This is a genomic window from Chryseobacterium sp. SIMBA_038, assembly GCF_046535115.1.
Classification (GTDB): domain Bacteria; phylum Bacteroidota; class Bacteroidia; order Flavobacteriales; family Weeksellaceae; genus Chryseobacterium.
Genome location: NZ_JAWRXH010000001.1, coordinates 804,878 through 823,803, shown reverse-complemented (window position 1 = coordinate 823,803; position 18,926 = coordinate 804,878). Strand labels below are relative to the sequence as shown.

The 18,926-nt window shown below is 33.1% G+C and carries 18 protein-coding genes and 4 tRNA genes; 13 read left to right on the top strand and 9 right to left on the bottom strand.

Going from position 1 to position 18,926, the window contains the following annotated elements:
- Positions 1 to 11: 11 nt before the first annotated feature.
- Complete coding sequence (locus SB689_RS03805; protein ID WP_410690801.1) at positions 12 to 2,513, bottom strand: T9SS type A sorting domain-containing protein; 2,502 nt, start codon at positions 2,511 to 2,513, stop codon at positions 12 to 14.
- A gap of 379 nt (positions 2,514 to 2,892) precedes the next feature.
- On the opposite strand from SB689_RS03805, the gene rhaM reads away from it, so the two are divergent.
- Complete coding sequence (gene rhaM, locus SB689_RS03800) at positions 2,893 to 3,210, top strand: L-rhamnose mutarotase (RefSeq protein ID WP_410690800.1); 318 nt, start codon at positions 2,893 to 2,895, stop codon at positions 3,208 to 3,210.
- 46 nt (positions 3,211 to 3,256) lie between these two features.
- Here the strand turns inward: rhaM and prmC are convergent, their stop codons facing one another.
- Genes prmC through SB689_RS03775 form a run of 5 tightly spaced genes read right to left on the bottom strand, consistent with a single transcriptional unit; the run spans position 3,257 to position 8,055 of the window.
- Complete coding sequence (gene prmC / locus SB689_RS03795) at positions 3,257 to 4,108, bottom strand: peptide chain release factor N(5)-glutamine methyltransferase (protein ID WP_410690799.1); 852 nt, start codon at positions 4,106 to 4,108, stop codon at positions 3,257 to 3,259.
- A gap of 4 nt (positions 4,109 to 4,112) precedes the next feature.
- Entirely contained in the window at positions 4,113 to 5,897 is a 1,785-nt protein-coding gene (locus SB689_RS03790) for a hypothetical protein (RefSeq protein ID WP_410690797.1), read from the bottom strand.
- A 60-nt stretch (positions 5,898 to 5,957) separates the two neighbouring features.
- Positions 5,958 to 6,716 carry a peroxide stress protein YaaA gene (gene yaaA / locus SB689_RS03785; protein ID WP_410690795.1) on the bottom strand — a complete coding sequence of 253 codons (759 nt, stop codon included), beginning with the start codon at positions 6,714 to 6,716 and terminating at the stop codon, positions 5,958 to 5,960.
- Between the two features lie 4 nt (positions 6,717 to 6,720).
- A complete protein-coding gene (locus tag SB689_RS03780; protein ID WP_410690793.1) occupies positions 6,721 to 7,422 on the bottom strand; it encodes a CPBP family intramembrane glutamic endopeptidase in 702 nt (233 codons plus the stop codon).
- Positions 7,423 to 7,443: 21 nt separating this feature from the next.
- A complete protein-coding gene (locus SB689_RS03775; RefSeq protein WP_066757817.1) occupies positions 7,444 to 8,055 on the bottom strand; it encodes an L-threonylcarbamoyladenylate synthase in 612 nt (203 codons plus the stop codon).
- 101 nt (positions 8,056 to 8,156) lie between these two features.
- Between SB689_RS03775 and SB689_RS03770 the strand changes: the two genes are divergently transcribed.
- The 5 genes from SB689_RS03770 to SB689_RS03750 all read left to right on the top strand — a co-directional run bounded on the left by SB689_RS03770 (position 8,157) and on the right by SB689_RS03750 (position 9,277).
- Positions 8,157 to 8,229, top strand: a tRNA-Met gene (locus tag SB689_RS03770).
- A 39-nt stretch (positions 8,230 to 8,268) separates the two neighbouring features.
- Positions 8,269 to 8,341 (top strand) — tRNA-Met (locus SB689_RS03765).
- A gap of 41 nt (positions 8,342 to 8,382) precedes the next feature.
- Positions 8,383 to 8,455: transfer RNA gene (locus SB689_RS03760), tRNA-Met, on the top strand.
- 39 nt (positions 8,456 to 8,494) lie between these two features.
- Positions 8,495 to 8,567, top strand: a tRNA-Met gene (locus SB689_RS03755).
- A 137-nt stretch (positions 8,568 to 8,704) separates the two neighbouring features.
- Positions 8,705 to 9,277, top strand: a complete 573-nt coding sequence (locus SB689_RS03750) for a hypothetical protein (RefSeq protein ID WP_410690792.1) — start codon at positions 8,705 to 8,707, stop codon at positions 9,275 to 9,277.
- 52 nt (positions 9,278 to 9,329) lie between these two features.
- Here the strand turns inward: SB689_RS03750 and SB689_RS03745 are convergent, their stop codons facing one another.
- A complete protein-coding gene (locus SB689_RS03745; protein WP_066757821.1) occupies positions 9,330 to 9,911 on the bottom strand; it encodes a hypothetical protein in 582 nt (193 codons plus the stop codon).
- A gap of 338 nt (positions 9,912 to 10,249) precedes the next feature.
- On the opposite strand from SB689_RS03745, the gene SB689_RS03740 reads away from it, so the two are divergent.
- The 4 genes from SB689_RS03740 to SB689_RS03725 all read left to right on the top strand — a co-directional run bounded on the left by SB689_RS03740 (position 10,250) and on the right by SB689_RS03725 (position 14,451).
- Positions 10,250 to 10,615 (top strand): BlaI/MecI/CopY family transcriptional regulator, encoded by a 366-nt coding sequence (locus SB689_RS03740; protein WP_072406936.1) that lies wholly within the window; start codon positions 10,250 to 10,252, stop codon positions 10,613 to 10,615.
- A 2-nt stretch (positions 10,616 to 10,617) separates the two neighbouring features.
- A complete protein-coding gene (locus SB689_RS03735) occupies positions 10,618 to 12,495 on the top strand; it encodes a M56 family metallopeptidase (RefSeq protein ID WP_410690791.1) in 1,878 nt (625 codons plus the stop codon).
- Positions 12,496 to 12,555: 60 nt separating this feature from the next.
- A complete protein-coding gene (locus tag SB689_RS03730) occupies positions 12,556 to 13,440 on the top strand; it encodes a GLPGLI family protein (RefSeq protein WP_410690790.1) in 885 nt (294 codons plus the stop codon).
- A 144-nt stretch (positions 13,441 to 13,584) separates the two neighbouring features.
- On the top strand, positions 13,585 to 14,451 hold the full coding sequence (locus SB689_RS03725) for a GLPGLI family protein (RefSeq protein WP_410690788.1): 867 nt from the start codon (positions 13,585 to 13,587) through the stop codon (positions 14,449 to 14,451).
- Positions 14,452 to 14,508: 57 nt separating this feature from the next.
- Here SB689_RS03725 and fsa read toward each other — a convergent pair whose 3' ends face one another.
- On the bottom strand, positions 14,509 to 15,162 hold the full coding sequence (gene fsa, locus SB689_RS03720) for a fructose-6-phosphate aldolase (RefSeq protein ID WP_410690787.1): 654 nt from the start codon (positions 15,160 to 15,162) through the stop codon (positions 14,509 to 14,511).
- Between the two features lie 177 nt (positions 15,163 to 15,339).
- Between fsa and SB689_RS03715 the strand changes: the two genes are divergently transcribed.
- Positions 15,340 to 15,825, top strand: coding sequence for a YdeI/OmpD-associated family protein (locus tag SB689_RS03715; RefSeq protein WP_410690786.1), 486 nt, complete (start codon positions 15,340 to 15,342; stop codon positions 15,823 to 15,825).
- Positions 15,826 to 15,870: 45 nt separating this feature from the next.
- Here SB689_RS03715 and SB689_RS03710 read toward each other — a convergent pair whose 3' ends face one another.
- Complete coding sequence (locus tag SB689_RS03710; protein WP_410690785.1) at positions 15,871 to 16,431, bottom strand: tetratricopeptide repeat protein; 561 nt, start codon at positions 16,429 to 16,431, stop codon at positions 15,871 to 15,873.
- Between the two features lie 196 nt (positions 16,432 to 16,627).
- Between SB689_RS03710 and pepE the strand changes: the two genes are divergently transcribed.
- Complete coding sequence (gene pepE / locus SB689_RS03705; protein WP_410690783.1) at positions 16,628 to 17,320, top strand: dipeptidase PepE; 693 nt, start codon at positions 16,628 to 16,630, stop codon at positions 17,318 to 17,320.
- Positions 17,321 to 17,479: 159 nt separating this feature from the next.
- On the top strand, positions 17,480 to 18,853 hold the full coding sequence (gene dacB / locus SB689_RS03700; protein ID WP_410690781.1) for a D-alanyl-D-alanine carboxypeptidase/D-alanyl-D-alanine-endopeptidase: 1,374 nt from the start codon (positions 17,480 to 17,482) through the stop codon (positions 18,851 to 18,853).
- Positions 18,854 to 18,926: the final 73 nt, after the last annotated feature.

Genomic DNA, 18,926 nt, shown 5'->3' with positions numbered 1-18,926 from the left:
TGTTAAAAAAATTACTTCTTGATAATTTTCTGATTTACAACGCCTTGTTTTGTTTTTATCTGAATAAAATACATTCCGGATTGAAGCCCGCTCATATCAATTGATTGAGTATTTCCTTTGATATTTTTAATAATTTCTCCCAAGCCATTCATTAAAATAATATTTTCAATGGGATTTTTTTCAGAATTTGAGATGGTAAGAATTGTTTCTACCGGATTTGGATAAATCGTCAGTTTTTCAACCTTATTTTCATGAGTTGCTAAAACAGCGGAAGAAGCGAATTGTGTTTTAATGTAAAACAGATTCGCAACACTTCCTTTTGTAATCGAGTGTGAACCCGCATTTACCGTTGGAATCGTTACAACTCCCGAAGATGCCGTGTAAGAAATTCCGTCTACTTTTACAGTTCCGCTGAATGTTGGATCAAAAACCAAAGTTAATGATGATGGAGCTGTTGTATTATAGTTGATTGCGGTTGCAGATTCTATTTTTAAACGTTTTGTTAAAGCTATTCCATCATAATTTGCTGAACCGTCAGTAGAATTGATATTGGCTGAGGTAAATGAATAAAATGAACTACTTAGGTTAGAAGACGTAAAATTATGAACTTCATTTCCTTGCGGATTTGTTCCTGTTGAAGTCACTGTAATACTTCCCGTTCCAGAAACTGGAGTTCCCGAAGAACCAACCGTCGTTACTGTGAAATCTACATCTGCAGTTGGTGTTCCCGATACGGTAATTGTTTTATTGGTTGCATTTTTCACAAAGCTTATTCCTGAAACCGGAAGGCCTGTTACGGTAGCATCGGTTGCGGTTCCGCCCCAAGTGAAAATCATTGGTTCAATCGCGCTTCCTGTAGTTACAGTTTGATCGTTGTTCGATGCAATAAGCAATGTCTGAGAACTAACCGGAGTTGAAGCTTCTCCCTGTACAAATACCAAAGTAGGAGTGTAGCCTTGTAATAAGGCCATTAATCCTGTATTTACCGAATCAGAAGTGTCATCAACTGCATTATTGAAAGTCCAGTTGATATCTCCGCCTGAAACTCTTCCCGAATACTGCGTTACTTTATCTTTGGCAGCGGTCGGAGAATCCGGAACCAATGAATTGATGTACAATGAAGCATTCGTATCAAAATTATTATACGTTGCATTTCCCTGAAAAGCTTTGATATTAACTGTCAATGCTTCACTTCTCGTTGTTGCAACATAAGCATCAAACTGAGCTGATGCGCTTGCTGAATTGTATGGAATAAAAGCATTTTGGTTGATCATATAATTGTCGAAAGCTTTGATCATTCCGCCGTTTTCGCCTGAGAAAGTTCCTGTAGAGCCATTGGCAACATCAGTTCCCTGTTTTGAAATAAGCATCGGATATTTACAGTTTCTGAAATAATTTCCCTCCACAAAAACGGATGAACCTAACGTTGATCCTACACCGTATTTTGAGTTTCCATCATAATAATTGTTGTAAACATGCGCCGAATAATAACGAACACGCGGATGTCTTGAGTCTGAATGATCAAACCAATTGTGATGATAAGTAATGTAAAGTCCGGCAGTTGTTCCTTCACTTAAACCAAGAAGACAGCTTTTCCCATTGTCCCAAAAATGGTTGTATGAAAAAGTGATATACGTTGATTTTTTAGCATCCAAAGCTCCGTCACCTTTTGCCTGATCAGCATCTCCGCCTGGCTTTCCATAGAAAAAATCGCAGTTGTGAGCCCAAACATAGCTGTTATCTTGTTGAAGACTTAAATTATCACCTTCCGCAGCATCTGTCAGCATAAAACCTAGATTTCTTACTTCAACATTGGTCGCATTTTTAATTCTTACCCCCCAGCCATTCACAACAGCATCAGAACCAACTCCCTCAAAAGTCACTGAATTAGCCACAAGACTTTTATTTTCAATTACAGCATCACCATTCAACAAATAACTTGGATCTGTAATATTTCCGATTAATCTTACGACTAAAGGACGGCTGTCACTTCCTTTTTTGAAACCATCCAAAATGGTTTGTAATCCTACACAAGGATTTGCATTAGCGCCTGTTACATTCAGGGAAACTGTATTTTTTGTTCCTTGAGTGATGTAAATAACTACTGCGTTGGATTTTAGAGTTCCGTCCAGATTGTATGCTCCGGGAATTCTTCCGTTGCTGTGGGCAAAACCTGTTCGGTCATGAGGAAGTACAGTAACTGCGTTGGATACAGCTTCCGGACCTTCCACATTATTGGTTACGGGAACGACTTTTATGGTGTAACTTCCTGCGCTAAGACCTAAAATATCAGCTCTAAAATAAGAACCGTAACTTCTGATCAATTGGGTATCAATGAGTTTGTTTGTCTGTCCTCCACCAGTGTAATAGACTCTGTAACTGTCAACTCCGCTTATTGGAGTCCATTTTACGTACGCTGTTTCAAGCCAACCTGTCGCTTGGGTTATGGTAACTTGTGCTTTCAGCAAAATGGAGCTGAAGAGAAGCACAAAATAAATAAAGAATTTTTTCATGATTAATAATATTAGTTTAGTTTTAAAATTGATTTTGTAAAGTGCAATCGATTGCTCTCAAATATATATAAATTTTTAATATAAATCATTTTGTTGTGAAATTTATCAGAAAAAAGCTTGTAACTAGTTTATTCTAAAAGGTTTTAGGTTTTTATTTGAAAATATGTTAATCGTATAACCTTGAAATTAAAAGTCAATTTTAATTTCCTGAAAAAGTAGATAATGTAACGAAAGAGATATTTAATTGAGAAAAATAGATTTTAAAATAAATAAAAATAGAGTACTTATTAAAATCATTCAAGTTCTTTTACCTTGAAATTTGGCTGTTTTATGAATGATCGTTAGTTTTGATATTTAATACATCAGTAAAAAACAAATAATGAAAAAAAGAGTATCCTTCAAAATGTTTCTAAAGCCCGGTTGCGAAAAGGAATATGAAAAAAGGCACAGTGAAATTTGGCCGGAACTAAAGGCATTATTAAAAGAATCGGGAGTGTCGGATTATACGATATATTGGGATAAAGACACGAATATTCTTTTTGCTCACCAAACAGTTTCGGAAAGTGCAGGTTCTCAGGATCTAGGGACTTCTGAAATTGTAAAGAAATGGTGGAATTATATGGCGGATATTATGGAAACCAATCCGGATAACTCTCCAATAAGCATTCCTTTAAAAGAGGTTTTTCATTTAGAGTAAATAGTTGATTTTCTTTATTTTGAAAGCTTTTTTAATGCAATATGTATTATTTTGTTCCAACAATAAAACGATCATTTTCAGATAAATCTTTAACAAGCTCAACTTCTGAGAACAAATCTTTATAAAGATTCAAAGTTTCCAGACCCAATTTTTGATTAATTTCTAAAAATAATAACCCATTTTTATTTAAATTTTTTTCAGAATCTTTGGCTATTTTTCGGTAAAAAATCAACGCGTCAGAAGTAGGAGAGAAGAGTGCCATTTTGGGCTCAAATTCTTTTACAGAATCAGCAATTTCGGTCTCTTCTTCAATGCCAATATAAGGTGGATTTGAAATAATAATATCATAATTTTCAGTCAATTCAAAATTCAGATAATCCGAATGAATTAAATTGATTTCCAATTGATGAAAGTCTGCATTCTTTTTCGCGACTTCTAAAGCTTTTTCTGAAAAATCGATTGATGAAACTTCGGCTTCAGGAAAATGTTTCTTTAAAACTAAAGGAATTATCCCGCTTCCGGTTCCAATGTCGAGGATTCTCAGCTTGTGAATTGTGAATTGTGAATTGTGAATCTTCTGAATAGCAATTTCCAATAATTCCTCCGTTTCAGGACGTGGAATTAATACATTTTCATTCACAAAAAACTTCATTCCGTAAAATTCTGTTTCACCCAAGATCTGCAAATAAGGTTTTCCTGTTTGTAATTCTGAAACGATATTTTGGAATTTTTCTTCATTTTCTGAAGATATTTTCTGATCTGCAAACTGTCTTTGCTGGATACTGCTTAATTCTAAAATATTTTCTACAAAAATCTGAAAGATAAACGCACTTTCTGATTCTGCATAAATTTCCGACAGACTTGTTAAAAAAGATTTTTTGAGTTCTGATACTGTCATTTTATTAATAAAACATCTCTGTTTTTCTATTTTTTAGTTCAATTTTATTTTCGCCAACCTGAAATTCATCCATTAAAGGCAAAGGAGCTTTTTTATTGATTTTTTCTTTCCAGCTTTTGGTTTTTACAGTATTATTTTCATCACAATTTTCAGATGAATAGTCAAATATTGCATCTCCTGTTGATAAATTATAATCTAATGATTGGAAATAATCACATGGAGAACCAAAATTTACAGATGCTCCAATTAGGTACCAATTGTTGTTTTGGAATCTGTATCTATGGGTGTAATTCCACTTTTGTCGGCTTCCTCCGAAATGATTGACGATAATTGTTTTGTTTGTGATACTAATTCCTTCATAAGGATTTCCCATCATTCCGCCATGTTCGGTAGAAAGAATAGGATTGGTTGATTGGTGCCATAATACCCAATTTTCACCTTCTTTTTTATAAATAGCTAAACTTTGTGCGAATCCTAAATCACCTTCGATTGGAGTTTCGTAGACGCAAACTGCTTCATCTTCTGGGGTGTCGTCTAAATTTCCAAACTGTTTGTCTTTTAAAGTCCAGAATTTTGGGGTGAATTCTTCAAGAGTTTTTGCTTTTTTTAGCGTGATTTCTGAATCAAAATCTCCACTTTCTACCGCCTTTTGAAACGCATCTGCTGTAGTATGCTTTTTATCTGATATTTTTGGAATATTTGTTCGGATATTTTCTGCATCTTTCGGAAATTCAGGTAAAATAAAACTTCTAGGTTTGGAATTTGAATCGTAATATTTTATTTCACGATATTCATAATCAATGAGCCCTTTTTTACTGTCAATTCCTTCGTCTGGATCTTGTCTGTAGTGTTTTTTTGAAATCCAGTTTCCCTGTTTATCGTAAGTATATTCAAAATATTCGGCATATAAAGGATGTCCTGTATATTCTATGCTTTGCTCAAAAACAAGGTTGTTATGATCATCATATTTTCTGGTGGTTTTCATAGATTTTTCTGTTCCAAGCATGTGATATTGCTGTTCAACACGCTCCAGATAATCTTTTGAATACTCATATTCCGTTTTATTTTCCAGTGAATTGTGATTTGCGAACCAAATTTCAGAAAGTAAGTAGCCATTTTTATCATAGCTGAAAGTCACATCGCGATTTTCAATAACGTAATTTTTAATATCAATAGGTTTGTAAGTCCCATTCATCCATTGATAGCGATGGATTTTGGATTGATACAAAGGCGTTTTTTTTGTAAGAATGGGAAATTCAAAAATATATTCTTCTTCAGGATTGGCTACAGAATCATAACCATAATCAATGATTTTAACGGTTGTCTTTTTTGCCTCGGAAGAGAAATTATATTTCGTATAACCCTCATAAATAAAGGATTTATTTTCGCCTATCTTATAATCTATTTCTTCTTGAAGGTGATTTTCTTTGTTGTAAAATAGCCAGTTATAATTGTAATATTTTTTGTTTTCAATTAATTCTTTAAGAACGAGAAAATTATTTTTGTAATGAAATTTTTCTACAACAGAATTTTTATCGTAAGTAGATTTTCGGTACAATTTTCTACCGTCTGGAAGATATTCTGTATATGATTCTTTCGTGTAAGAAAGACCGTTGAATTTTGCGGAAATACTATCATTTTTTTCAGGTTTTTTAAATTTTGTAACCGAAAAAATATTGTCTGTCTTAAAGTTTATTGAATCTTCGTAAGGACTGTTAAAAGTATGATTATCTAGAAATCCGTTAATTGATGCTTCTTTTTTTTGAGCACAGCTAAAGATAAAACTCATCGAAAAAACAAGTTTTAAAACCTTTGGAAATATCAAATTTCGGATCTCTGTATTATTCATTTATCGTGTAAAAACCAATTTAGTATCTGTAGATTTTTCTTCATTGATCATATAGCCTTCGTAATTAAAAGCTTTTACATCATTCAACGTTTTTGCATTGGTTTCTGCGCAGAATCTCACGACCAAACCTCTCGCATGTTTTGTGTAAACGACGATTGTTTTCAGTTTTCCGTCTCTTAATTCGTAAAAATCAAAATCGATTACGTGATGATTCAGTTTTTTTCTGTCGATTACTTTTCCGTATTCGTTGCTGCATAAATGAAGAAGAACTTCATTTTTTTTCATCTCAGAATTCAATTGTTCTGTCACTTTTTCCTTCCAGAATTCGTACAGATTTTTATAATTTTCAAACTCGAAATTACGACCCATTTCCAATCTGTAAAGCATTACTTTATCAGACGGTTTCAACAAACCATACAATCCGGAAAGTATTCTGTAGTTTTTCTGTAAATAATCTACTGCGTTTTTATCTAATGTTTTAGCATCCAAACCTCTGTAAACTTCACCTGTAAAGGCAAACATGGCTGGTGCAGATTCTTTTGCAGTGGGTTTATCTTTCCATTTTTGGTTTCTTTCCCAGTTTTCATCGGCCAGTTTTGGCGATATTTCCATGAGTTCAGAAAGGTATTTTGGAGATCTGTGTTTTAAATGTGATTGTAAAAGTGCTGCTTCTTCAATGAATTTAGGTGTAGTTGTTCTCAAAAGGTCTGTTGAGTTTTCTACGTTCATTAATTTGGCAGGAGATGTTATTATTTTCATGTTGTTAAAAAGCGGATAAATGTTTAATATCAATAAAATTCATGATCATCAAAGACACAAAATCAAATAGAAAATGGCACATGATAATGATTTTAATATTCGAATATAATTTATAAAATACAGCAAAAACAACCCCGATAAAGAGAGGTCCTACAACCTGACCAATCGTTCCGTATGTGCTGTGAAGAATTCCAAATAAAATGGCGGAGATAATGACTCCTAAAACCGGACTGTTGTATATTTTTTCAATTATTGGTTGGATATAACCTCTCATTAAAACCTCTTCTACAACGCCTGCAGTTAGGCAAGTAAAAATAATTAAAAAATAATTATTCTTAAAAATCGATTGCAGCTGAATGAGTTTATCACTCATTTTTTCATGCGTAATAAGAAAGATTAACCCATTTAAAAGTGCGCCTCCAATCGCGCAAATAAAATACATGCAAAGCACGGCGCCAATATAAAATGAGATTGGATATTCTTTGTCTTTCCAAATCGTAATGGGACTTTTCTCGATTAATTTACTATAAAGGAAAATCAATAACAAAACGATCCAAATAACAATTCTGCTATTCAAAAACAGACCGGCTGTCATGGTTTTTACCCCGGTAATTAAACTGAGAAAAGGAAAAACATAAAGCATCACTAAGGCAAGAAGCACAAAAGTGAGAAGAATTCCTAAAGAATATTTTCCATTAAAACTCATAAAATGATTGAGAAATTATAATTAAATAATTCCTTTTCCTTGTCTGATCAGTTCAGGTTCTCCGGAAGTAAGGTCTACAATTGTTGAAGCTACGTTGTCACCGTATCCTGAATCAATGACAATATCAACTAAATGATCATATTTTTCGGCAATTAATTCGGGATCTGTAGAATATTCAATGATTTCGTCATCATCTTTTATGGAAGTTGAAGCAATCGGATGTCCTAGTTTTTCAACAATAAGTTGTGGAATCGGGTGATCCGGCACACGAATACCGATTGTTTTGTGACCTTTATAGGCTAAAGGCACACTTTTATTGGCATCTAAGATAAATGTGAAAGGTCCTGGAAGATGACTTTTCAAAAACCTGAAAACCGAAGTATCAATAGGTCTTGTAAAATCTGAAAGATGGCTTAAATCGTTACAAATAATAGAGAATTGAGCCTTCTCAAGTTTCATTTTTTTGATCTGAGCCAGTTTTTCCATGGCTTTTATATCAAAAATATTACAACCTAGTGCATAAATAGTATCGGAAGGATAAATGATCAATCCGCCATTATTTAAACATTTAATTACCTCATTAATAAGATTTTCCTGAGGATTTTCCGGGTAAATTCTTAGTATTTTTGCCATACTACAAAGATACAAATATTAAAATAGTTTTCATAAAACTCCTTTATTTAAAAGAAAAATTAGGATTTTTAAAAAATTGTCGTACATTTGCAATCCAATATCGCGGGATGGAGCAGTAGGTAGCTCGTCGGGCTCATAACCCGAAGGTCATAGGTTCGAGTCCTGTTCCCGCTACTAAGTTAAGTGCTTTCGGTAAGCACTCTAAAGATACACCGCGGGATGGAGCAGTAGGTAGCTCGTCGGGCTCATAACCCGAAGGTCATCGGTTCGAGTCCGGTTCCCGCTACTAAGTTATAAGTGTTTTCGGTAAACACTCTAAAGATACACCGCGGGATGGAGCAGTAGGTAGCTCGTCGGGCTCATAACCCGAAGGTCATAGGTTCGAGTCCTGTTCCCGCTACTAAGTTAAGTGTTTTCGGTAAACACTCTAAAGATACACCGCGGGATGGAGCAGTAGGTAGCTCGTCGGGCTCATAACCCGAAGGTCATAGGTTCGAGTCCTGTTCCCGCTACTAAATTAAGAGAATCACATTGTGGTTCTCTTTTTTTGTTCAATCAATTCTAAATTTTCACAAAATTATTTTTAAAACATTTTCTACAGTCTTTATGTATTGATTTTTTATGCATCTTTATGATAAAATTTAATAAAATGGAAACTGTCATTATTTCTGAGAGAAAAAAATCAGTGGTAACAGATATAATTCTTGTTACGATTTTCGGTTTAGTTCCATTATTTTTTTTTATTAAATGGTTAATATCATCAGATGATGTTGCTGGTAGTATTTGTATTAGCGTTTTGATAATAGCCATACTATTTTTCCCGATTGTTGTAGTATCAGGCTATATCTGGGATGTAAAACAGAAAATAATGTTATCTGAAGCCGGAATAAAATTATGCTACGGAAGAAATATTGTAGATATTTTACATGGTGAAGGAGGTTTCAGAATATTTCCTGATAATGAAATCCAGTGGAACAAAATAACAGGTTTTGATATAAGTTCTGAAGAACGTCGAGAGGCGACTGAAGGTGGCGGTTATTCTACTACAATAAGGTATAGTCTCCTTATTAAAATCCAAAATCCAAAAGTGGTTGTATATAATGCTCAGGAGTTCAAGATAAATTACTCTACTATCAGGTTGGGGAAATTTAAGGAACACCCTAATGAAATATTAGGAATTTGCGAACGGTTTCAAAAAGCCATTCAAAATGAAAATTATTAATTAACAATTTTATTAAATAAAAAAAATCCCACTTTAAAAGCGGGATTATATATTATTGAGCTATTGTAGCGTAAGGACTTAATTTGTAGTCTTCAGCATTGGTTTGATCCATAAAATCTTTCTTCTGCATTCCTTTCATTCTTCCTGCGGCATCGCTTGCATTGAAATAAGCTTCACTTAGTTTCGTTGCCATTTCAGCAGGGTTGAAGTCAATTTTAGTATCACCTTCTACACCCAAATATCCGTTCTTTTTAGTAAGGTAAGTGATGTAATTTTTATAGTTGATCATGGTGTCTCTGAACATTCTGTTATGATACTCCAGACATTTTTTAGATTTTTTATTTGAATTGTTTAGGATACAGCTAGACATATTTCCTCTGTACAAACGCCATTCTTGCTCTACTTTTGCATATTCTTTTCCTAAAGCGGTCTTTCCGTTAATAAGGATATTGTTGTCGCCTTCTTTAGTCGCGATTGTCTGCAAATGTCCTATAACAAGAGGAACTGTTTTTTCAATTTTTGCTTTAGTTTCTTTTAAAGTTCCAAAATCTGCTGCAGGAGAGTTCTTCTTTTGAGCAGTCGTTACATTAAAAATAAGTAGTAATAGTACAATCAATAAATTATATCTTTTCATGAGAAATTTTTAAAGCACTAAAATAAATATATTTTCTCAGTTTAAACAAATAGATTTTAATTTTATTTAATAAAAATTAACAAGTTTTAAGAATTTGTGTTCTAATCCTAAATTTTACTGCCGATTAATAAGGTAATAAATTCGATCAATTAAAAATTTAACATATTTTAATAAAATTTATTTAATTGATTTTCAGAACTTTATATTAATTAATCTTTTATCACTAAAAAAATAGTTGTTGGATTGAGATTTATTTCTACATTTGTATAACTAATTTCTTAGTGATATAGAATTTTGATACAATTTTATATCATATTTAATGATAAATGAAACAGGATATGATAATTCAGACGTTAACAAAAGCAGAAGAGCAGGTAATGCAGTATTTATGGAAACTCGAAAAAGGATTCTTAAAAGATGTCCTTGATCTTTTTCCGGAACCAAAACCGCATACCAATACTGTTTCAACTATTTTAAAAGTGTTGAAAGACAAAGAGTTCGTAGACTATAGCGTTTACGGAAGACAGCATGAATATTTCCCGTTGATCTCAAAAGAGCAGTATTCGGGCAAGACCATGAAGAGCCTTGTGAAAAACTATTTTAAAGGTTCTTATAAAAGTGCCGTTTCATTTCTTGTAGAAAAAAATGAAATGACTGTTGAAGATCTTGAAATTTTATTAAACGAACTCAAAAAGAAAGACTAGCTATGGAAGCAATACTTCTATACTTTGTAAAAGTAATTTTATCTTCTGGTGTAATGTTTTTGTATTATCAGTTGTCTTTAAAAGACAAGACATTTCATCATTATAACAGATTTTATTTACTGTCTGCAATATTGATATCACTATTATTACCGCTGATCACGGTGGATGATTTTACGATAGAGGTAAATAATGATGTTTATAGCTTGCTGGATAAGATACAGAATTTTAATACAACCAAAAACATAGAAAATGACCACACTTATTTTAGAATTATTTTTTCAGCTTTGGGATTGGTTTCTCTCTATTTTTTAGGAAGATTCATTTACGGGATCTTTAGAATACAACAGCTTAAAAGCCAATTTCAAAAAGAAAGTTTTGATGGTATTAATTTTTACCATACAAACCTCACCGAAGCTCCGTTCTCTTACTTTAAAAACCTTTTCTGGAAGAATACAATTATATTGAATTCAGACATTGGAAAACAAATTTTAAAGCACGAAATGGTGCATATTGAGCAGAAACATTCATTCGATAAAATTTTTATTGAAGTGATTACCTCCGTTTTCTGGTTCAACCCATTTTTTCATATCATTAAAAAAGAAATAAGTTTAATTCACGAGTATCTGGCCGATAAAAAGGCCGTAAAACAATCGGACACAAAAGCATTTGCGCAGATGCTTTTAGCAAGTCACTTTTCCGGAACACAGTTACCTGCAACCAGTCCGTTTCTAAGTTCAAATCTAAAAAAACGACTCAAAATGTTACAAAAACCTAAAACCAAATTCGGGTATGCGCGAAGAATTTTTGCATTGCCGGTTTTATTTTCAGTGGCTTTTGCCTACATGGTAAATGCTAAAAATAAAGAAATTAAAGAAACAAATATTGCCATTGAGGAAGCCGTTTCTCAAATCAAAAAAGACACGATAAGACCAGAAAAAAGCAGAGATATAATTGTTACTCCCAAAGGATATAAAAAATCTGATGACGAGAAAAAAATCGCCGATCTCAGTAAAAAAATACAGGAAAAAAGTAAAGCTTTAAAAGAATTAAAACCTGAAAGCAAAGAATTTCAAAAGCATGTTGACGAATTGGGAGAGCTTTCTTCTGAAATAGGAAAAATTGCAAGTTCTGATAATTTCCAGAAAACAATATTGGCCTACAGAATGGATGGTTCTGAAATGAAAAATATAAATGATTTTTTCAAATCAGACGAATGGAAGAGCAAAGTAAAAGAGCTTAAAAGCATGAATATTGAAATGCCGGAAATGCCAGAAATGAATTTTGATTTTCCTGATGTTCCACCATTTCCAAAAGCTCCGAATGCTCCGGATGCACCAAACGCTCCACGTTCGCCGAATACTTCAAAAGTTAGGGTTTATAAATTTAATGATCTGAAAGACATGAAATGGAGCCCGGAAGCTGATATGGTATTTGCTGAAAGAGCCAAAGAATCTGCATCCACAGCAAAAAAAAGAGCTGAACTCGACAGAAAAAGAGCAAAACTTGATGAAAAGAGAGCGAAATTAGAAGGTGAGAGAGCAAAACTTGATGTGGAAAGAAGAGTCTTGGAAGGAAATAACAGAAGAGTTTACATCCAAAGTAATAACTTTAGAAATATTCCGCAAGATAAAATGTTGAGAATCAGTGCTCAGACTATGAAAATGAATAAAGGCCAGAACGATAGTTTTACAATAACAACTACTGGATCTGGAAGTGTTGTTGGTGATACTGGAGATATGAAAATTTTTATTGATGGAAAACCTTCTACAAAACAAGATATGGAAGCTTTAAAACCAAATGAAATTTCTTCAATGAATATCATGAAAAATACCAATAACGGGAAAACAGAAGGCAGCATACAAATTCAGACCAAAAAATAAAGTTCAATAAGCTTTGTTGATATTTAAATTGACAAAGCTTTTTTATTTAATACCATAAATATGAAAAAAATACTATTCTTTTTGCTTGTAAGTATATGTGCTCATGCACAGATTAATCGATTTTATTATGATTATAAATATATTTCAGATTCCACCAATAAAGCGGAAGTCAAAAGTGACATAATGCTTTTGGATATTGATAAAAATGGGTCAAAATATTATAGCCGAGAAAAATTTGCATCAGATTCTATCACAAAGGCGGATATTGCAAAACAGTTGAAAGGTGGATTTGGCGGAAGCATAAATATCAAAAAAAATATAAAACCGGGAACGATTTTCACGACCGTTACAAAAGCTTATCCTGATTATAAAGTATCACTTTCAGATAAAATTGGACAAACAACCTATAAAGTGGCAGAAGACCAAAAACCCGAATGGAAAATTCTTCCTGAAAAACAAAAAATTGGCGAATATAATACTCAAAAAGCGACAACAACTTTTGGAGGAAGGCAATGGATAGCATGGTTCAGTGCTGATATTCCTTTTCAGGACGGGCCATATAAATTTTACGGATTGCCCGGTCTAATTGTGAAATTGGAAGATAAAACAGGTTCGCATATAATGACTTTAATTGGTAATAAAAAAACAGAGGTAAGTGCTGAGGAAGAACTTCAGTTACCGGGTGTTACAATGATTGGAATGGGCGGTAAAGATATTGAGGTAAGTAAAAAGCAATTTAAAAAAGCCTGGAAAGATTATCAGACAGATCCTACAAAAGATATGAAACAGTCAATGAGTACTCTTCCCGCTGGTGCTGTGGTTAAAATGAGAAATCAGGACGGAAAAGATATCGATATGAACGAAATGTACAGGAATATTGAGAAAAGAGCAAAAGAAGAAATACTGAAAAATAATAATAGAATAGAACCGGATTTATACAAATAATCAGTCTATTAATAATAATCCGATAGAGCCAGATTTGGTGAAGTAGGTAAACTAATTTTTTAAATTTGAAACAGGGTAGAAAGTGATTTTTATCCTGTTTTTATTATCTTTAAACGCTAAAAAAACTAAAAATCAAATTAAAACATGAAGAAAATATTATTGTTATTCTTTCTCTTGTCGGTACTTATTATTGATGCACAATATCAAAGGTTTGTCTATGAATATAAATTTGCCATAGATTCAACAGCAAAAGATAAAACTGAAACTGAATTGATGAATCTCGATATTGCTCCAAAAGGATCAAAATTCTACAGTAAAGATTATCAGGAATTAGATTCGTTGATGAATGCTTATATACAAAAGCAGGTGAAATTGGGGATTAAAGATATTAGCCTTTCCGGAATGGGATATAAAGGAGAAATGAGGTATTTTGTTGAAAAAAGTTATCCCGATTATGTTTTAAGTTATTTTAATTCTCTCCTTTCGGACGAATACTTGGTACAAGATACCCGAAAGCAGCAATGGAAAATTCTTTCAGATAAAGAAAAAATAGGGAATTTTAATGCTCAAAAAGCAGTTTGTGATTTTGCGGGCAGAAAATGGATAGCTTGGTTTACGACAGATATTCCGATTCAGGATGGACCGTATAAATTCCATGGATTGCCAGGGTTAATTATAAAATTGGAAGACAATACGCATTCTCATATATTTGAACTTAAAGGAGTCAAAAAACTTCCGCAAACAGCCGAATGGAAAAGCCAAAAAGAGAAGAAAAGATATAATGCTCTTATTACTTTAAATCAGGAAAAATATAAAAAAGTTTTTAAAGATTATCTTCAAGATCCTATGAAAGGGCAGCGACAATTACTGAATAACGGAACTATTATTGAAATGCGGGATGAATCCGGAAAAGTGATAGATCCTGCTAAGCAGATGCGCGAAGATGAAAAAAGGCTTAAGGAAAAGATGAAAAAGCAGAATAATATCCTTGAATTGGATCTATTGAAATAAAAACAAACCCTTGAAAAGTAATTTTCAAGGGTTTTATATTTTAAGGTAAGCTTAATGTTAAGCTAATTTCTGAGAATCTGCAATAAACTGAGCCAATCCGCTGTCTGTTAATGGGTGTCTCAACAAACTCAAGATTGGAGGAAGTGGAGAAGTAATAACATCAGCACCGATTTTAGCACAGTCAATAATGTGCATTTGGTGACGGATAGAAGCTGCTAAAATTTCAGTTTCATACATATAGTTATCAAAAATCAATCTGATTTCCTGGATTAAGTTTAATCCGTCAGTAGAAATATCATCAAGTCTTCCCAAGAAAGGAGAAACGTAAGTTGCACCTGCTTTTGCAGCTAAAAGAGCCTGTCCGGCAGAGAAAATTAATGTACAGTTAGTTTTAATTCCTTTATCAGAAAAATATTTTAAAGCCTTGATACCGTCTTTGATCATTGGAATTTTCACAACGATATTCGGGTGGATTGCAGCCAATTCATCACCTTCTTTGATCATTTCTTCGTAAGTTGTAGAAAGAACTTCAGCAGAAATATCTCCGTCTACGATCTCGCAAATTGCTTTATAATGATTTTTGATAGCCTCAGCTCCCTGAATTCCTTCTTTAGCCATTAAAGATGGGTTAGTTGTTACACCATCTAAAATTCCAAGGTCTTTAGCTTCTCTAATTTGCTCTAAATTGGCAGTGTCAATAAAAAATTTCATTTGTTTAAAGATTTATTTATACAAAGATAAACAATCCTTTTTGAGTGGAAAATTTTTAATTTTAGTTAGAAGTTAGAAGTTAGAAGTTAGAAGTTAGAAGTTAGAAGTTAGAAGTTAGAAGTTAGGAGTTAGGAGCGAAGCATTTCAAATAAAAACAATTTTATAAATTTGTTACTAATGAAAAACCACTTCACAGCTCAACTCGAAATCATTGGTATCAATCCTTTTGTTTTTATTCCTGAGAAAATTTTAAATGAAATTTTTGAAACTTCGGAAAAAAATAAAAGTCCAATTCCTGTGAAAGGAACGGTAAATGGTAAAGAATTCAAGCAAAATTTAATGAAATATTTAGGAGAATGGCGGTTATACATCAACTTGACCATGCTAAAAGATTCTCCAAAAAGAATAGGCGAGACAATTGAAGTGTCAGTTGAATTTGATAATTCAGACAGAACGATTTCCATTCATCCTCAATTGGATAAAGCGATCAAAGAAAATCCTGTTGCCTTACAAAATTTTGAAAATTTAATTCCGTCAAGAAGATTAGAATTAATTCGTTACATCAATAATTTAAAAACTGAAGCCAGCATTCAAAGAAATATTGAAAAAATAATCAAACATTTGCATTGTGAAACCGACTTTTTTGGTAAGAATATTAATTAAAAACAATAAAAAAATCCGGAAAAATATTCCGGATTTTACTTTATTTTATGAATTTAAAGCTTTACTCAATTTTACAGCATCCTGATTGGTAGGATCATACTGTATAGATTTTGCAATATGTTCTTTTGCTTTGGCAGGATCAGATTGTTGTTCTGCAAAGGCAATATAGAAATAAGCGTAAGCTAAATTTTTCTTATTCTGTTCCACTTCTTCCGGTTTTACCGTTGCGATATATTTTTCGTAAGAAAGTTTTGCGTTAGCATCATCTTTAGCCGCTTGATAAGCGTATGCCTGACTGTAATATGATGGAGCCCAATCCGGTAACAAAGCAGATATCTTTTTCCAAGTATCAACTGCGTTTGTCCAGTCTGATGCTTCCTGATATGCTGTAGCCAATTTTGCTAATGATTCCGTATCCTTGGGATTTGTTTCGATTTGTTTTTTAAGTCCGTCAATCGTTGCATTGCCTGATTGAGCTGTAGCAGCCGTAGTTGTTGTACTGCTTGCAGTATCCGTTTGCGTTGTTTGTGCATTTACAAAACTAGCACTTCCTACAAGGATTAAACCTAAAAATACAGTTTTGATATTAATTTTAGTCATTTTCATAATCGTACATTTTTAAAATTCTTATTTCTAAAATTCAATAATAATTCCACAAAGGCTTAAATTTTAGAAGCTTTAAGTTTTTTTAGAAAATATTAACGGATAAATGCATTTTTTTAGCGTAATTTTTGATTCATCGATGTTTGAGTTATCTTTGTAATTCGAGTTTTATTTTTAATAATCAATATAATTTTCTTGTATGAACATCATATTAGCCTCAACTTCCACAATTTTTGGTGGTGAATATTTAGAATATTTAAGAGAAGAATTAATACAATTATATAATGGAATTGACGAAATCATTTTCGTTCCTTTTGCAAGGCCGGGTGGAATTTCCCATGACGATTACACCGCAAAAGCCCGTTCTTTCTTCGAAACAATTAATATTAAAGTAAAAGGTCTTCATGAGTTTGAAGATAAAATTGAAGCTTTAAACAACGCTAAAGGATATTTTACAGGCGGAGGAAATACTTTTTTATTGGTTAAAACTTTACATGAAGAAGGTTTGATGTCAGTTTTAAAATCAAACGTAGAAAGTGGAAAATCGTATTTAGGTTGTAGCGCAGGAAGTAATATCGGAGGACAAAATATGAAAACGACGAACGATATGCCAATCGTTTATCCACCAAGTTTTGAATGTATGGGATTGGTTCCTTTTAATTTAAATCCACATTATTTAGATCCCAATCCGGATTTAAAACATAATGGAGAAACAAGAGAAACCAGAATCAAAGAATTTTTAACGCAAAATGATCTTAAAGTTGTCGGGCTTCGAGAAGGAAACTGGATCAGAAGAATTGGCGATAAAATTTCTGTTGAAGGAAGTGAACTGACAAGGATTTTTGAAAAAGGAAAAGAACCATACGAAATTGAAGCTGGTTCAGAATTGTAATTTTAATTATATTTGATTTAAATAATAGTAAATGCTTCGACTTCGCTCAGCATGACAAAGTTATAAAATGACAGTTGGTATTAGCGCTGTCATGTTGAGCGAAGTCGAAGCATCTGAATGTAATGTATAAAGATTACAGGATCATAAAAACAAAATGCAATGAAAAAAACGTTTGCTGTTCTTGTGCTTTCAACTCAGCTCATTTTCGCTCAAAATATTGCCCAAAAACTGGATAAAGCAACCAAAGATCTAATGGATTCTTCGGGAGCTGTTGCCTCCAACTTATCTTTTTATGTGTCTGATGAAAGCGGAAATTTCATTTACGAATACCAAGGAAATAAAGGACTTTCAACAGCTTCTACACAGAAAATATTCACTGCAGGAGCAGCTTTGGAAACTTTAGGCAAAAATTATACGTATAAAACCATTTCAAGCTATTCCGGAACTATTTCGGGAGGAAATTTGAACGGAAATCTTTTCATTTCTTCAAACGGCGATCCTACTTTAGGAAGTTGGCGTTACGAAGCCTACAAACCGGAAAATTTTAAAAAGAAATTCATTGAAGCCGTAAAAAAATCAGGAATTACAAAAATTTCGGGAGATTTAATTATTGATGATTCTTATTTTGACCATCAGACAATCCCTGGAGGTTGGCCTTGGGATGATCTTGGAAATTATTATGGAGCTGGAGTTTGGGGTGTGAATTGGCGAGAAAATCAGTTTGATATTAATATTAACGGAACAGAGTTTAAGAATTTTTCCTATCCTTTGGAAGGCGTAAAATGGCTGAATGATTTAAAAACAGGAGGAAATTCAGATCAAAGTTTAATTTTCACAGCACCACATTCTGATGTTGCTTTAATCAACGGAACTTTACCCGCAGGAAAGATGGTAACCGTTTCAGGATCAGTGCCAAATCCACCATTGCAATTAGGTGTTGAAGTCAAAGATTGGTTAAAAGAATCAGGAATTGAACTTTCAGGAAAAGTAGTTACGAATTCCCAACTCGAATTGGAAGGAAAACAGGTTTTACAGGCTTCAAAAGCGAATATAATTCTTACGTATGAATCTCCGACTTTAGACAAGATCGTTTATTGGTTTTTAAGGAAAAGTATCAATATGTATGGTGAAACTTTCATTAAAACCTTAGGAAAGGAGAAAAAAGGGGATCCAAGTTTCAAAAGTGGAGTAGCTTACCTTAAAGAATTCTGGAAATCAAAAGGAATTAACGCCAGTATGATCAATTTTGCCGATGGAAGCGGACTTTCACCACAGAATTACGTTTCTGCAAAAGCAGAAGTTCAGGCTTTGTTGTATGCAAAAAAGCAGGCTTGGTTTGAAGCTTATTATGACGGTTTTCCAACACAGGATAACGGTATGAAAATGAAAAGTGGAACCATGAGTGATACAAAATCCTTCACAGGATATCATACCTCCAAAGAGGGAAAAAAATATGTGTTCTCTATAATTATTAATAATTATCAAGGGAGCGGAGGTGCAGAGTTGCAGAAAATTCTGAATGTTTTAAAATAAATATGATTATCCGTAATTTGACATAATGAAAGAATCTTTGTGAACTTAGCTGAGTAGAACGCCTTTGCGAACC

Bases quoted from the DNA above. Each gene is read 5' to 3' on its own strand.
- SB689_RS03805 (WP_410690801.1), bottom strand. From the start codon at position 2,513: ATGAAAAAATTCTTTATTTATTTTGTGCTTCTCTTCAGCTCCATTTTG.
- rhaM (WP_410690800.1), top strand. From the start codon at position 2,893: ATGAAAAAAAGAGTATCCTTCAAAATGTTTCTAAAGCCCGGTTGCGAA.
- prmC (WP_410690799.1), bottom strand. From the start codon at position 4,108: ATGACAGTATCAGAACTCAAAAAATCTTTTTTAACAAGTCTGTCGGAA.
- SB689_RS03790 (WP_410690797.1), bottom strand. From the start codon at position 5,897: ATGAGTTTTATCTTTAGCTGTGCTCAAAAAAAAGAAGCATCAATTAAC.
- yaaA (WP_410690795.1), bottom strand. From the start codon at position 6,716: ATGAAAATAATAACATCTCCTGCCAAATTAATGAACGTAGAAAACTCA.
- SB689_RS03780 (WP_410690793.1), bottom strand. From the start codon at position 7,422: ATGAGTTTTAATGGAAAATATTCTTTAGGAATTCTTCTCACTTTTGTG.
- SB689_RS03775 (WP_066757817.1), bottom strand. From the start codon at position 8,055: ATGGCAAAAATACTAAGAATTTACCCGGAAAATCCTCAGGAAAATCTT.
- SB689_RS03750 (WP_410690792.1), top strand. From the start codon at position 8,705: ATGGAAACTGTCATTATTTCTGAGAGAAAAAAATCAGTGGTAACAGAT.
- SB689_RS03745 (WP_066757821.1), bottom strand. From the start codon at position 9,911: ATGAAAAGATATAATTTATTGATTGTACTATTACTACTTATTTTTAAT.
- SB689_RS03740 (WP_072406936.1), top strand. From the start codon at position 10,250: ATGATAATTCAGACGTTAACAAAAGCAGAAGAGCAGGTAATGCAGTAT.
- SB689_RS03735 (WP_410690791.1), top strand. From the start codon at position 10,618: ATGGAAGCAATACTTCTATACTTTGTAAAAGTAATTTTATCTTCTGGT.
- SB689_RS03730 (WP_410690790.1), top strand. From the start codon at position 12,556: ATGAAAAAAATACTATTCTTTTTGCTTGTAAGTATATGTGCTCATGCA.
- SB689_RS03725 (WP_410690788.1), top strand. From the start codon at position 13,585: ATGAAGAAAATATTATTGTTATTCTTTCTCTTGTCGGTACTTATTATT.
- fsa (WP_410690787.1), bottom strand. From the start codon at position 15,162: ATGAAATTTTTTATTGACACTGCCAATTTAGAGCAAATTAGAGAAGCT.
- SB689_RS03715 (WP_410690786.1), top strand. From the start codon at position 15,340: ATGAAAAACCACTTCACAGCTCAACTCGAAATCATTGGTATCAATCCT.
- SB689_RS03710 (WP_410690785.1), bottom strand. From the start codon at position 16,431: ATGAAAATGACTAAAATTAATATCAAAACTGTATTTTTAGGTTTAATC.
- pepE (WP_410690783.1), top strand. From the start codon at position 16,628: ATGAACATCATATTAGCCTCAACTTCCACAATTTTTGGTGGTGAATAT.
- dacB (WP_410690781.1), top strand. From the start codon at position 17,480: ATGAAAAAAACGTTTGCTGTTCTTGTGCTTTCAACTCAGCTCATTTTC.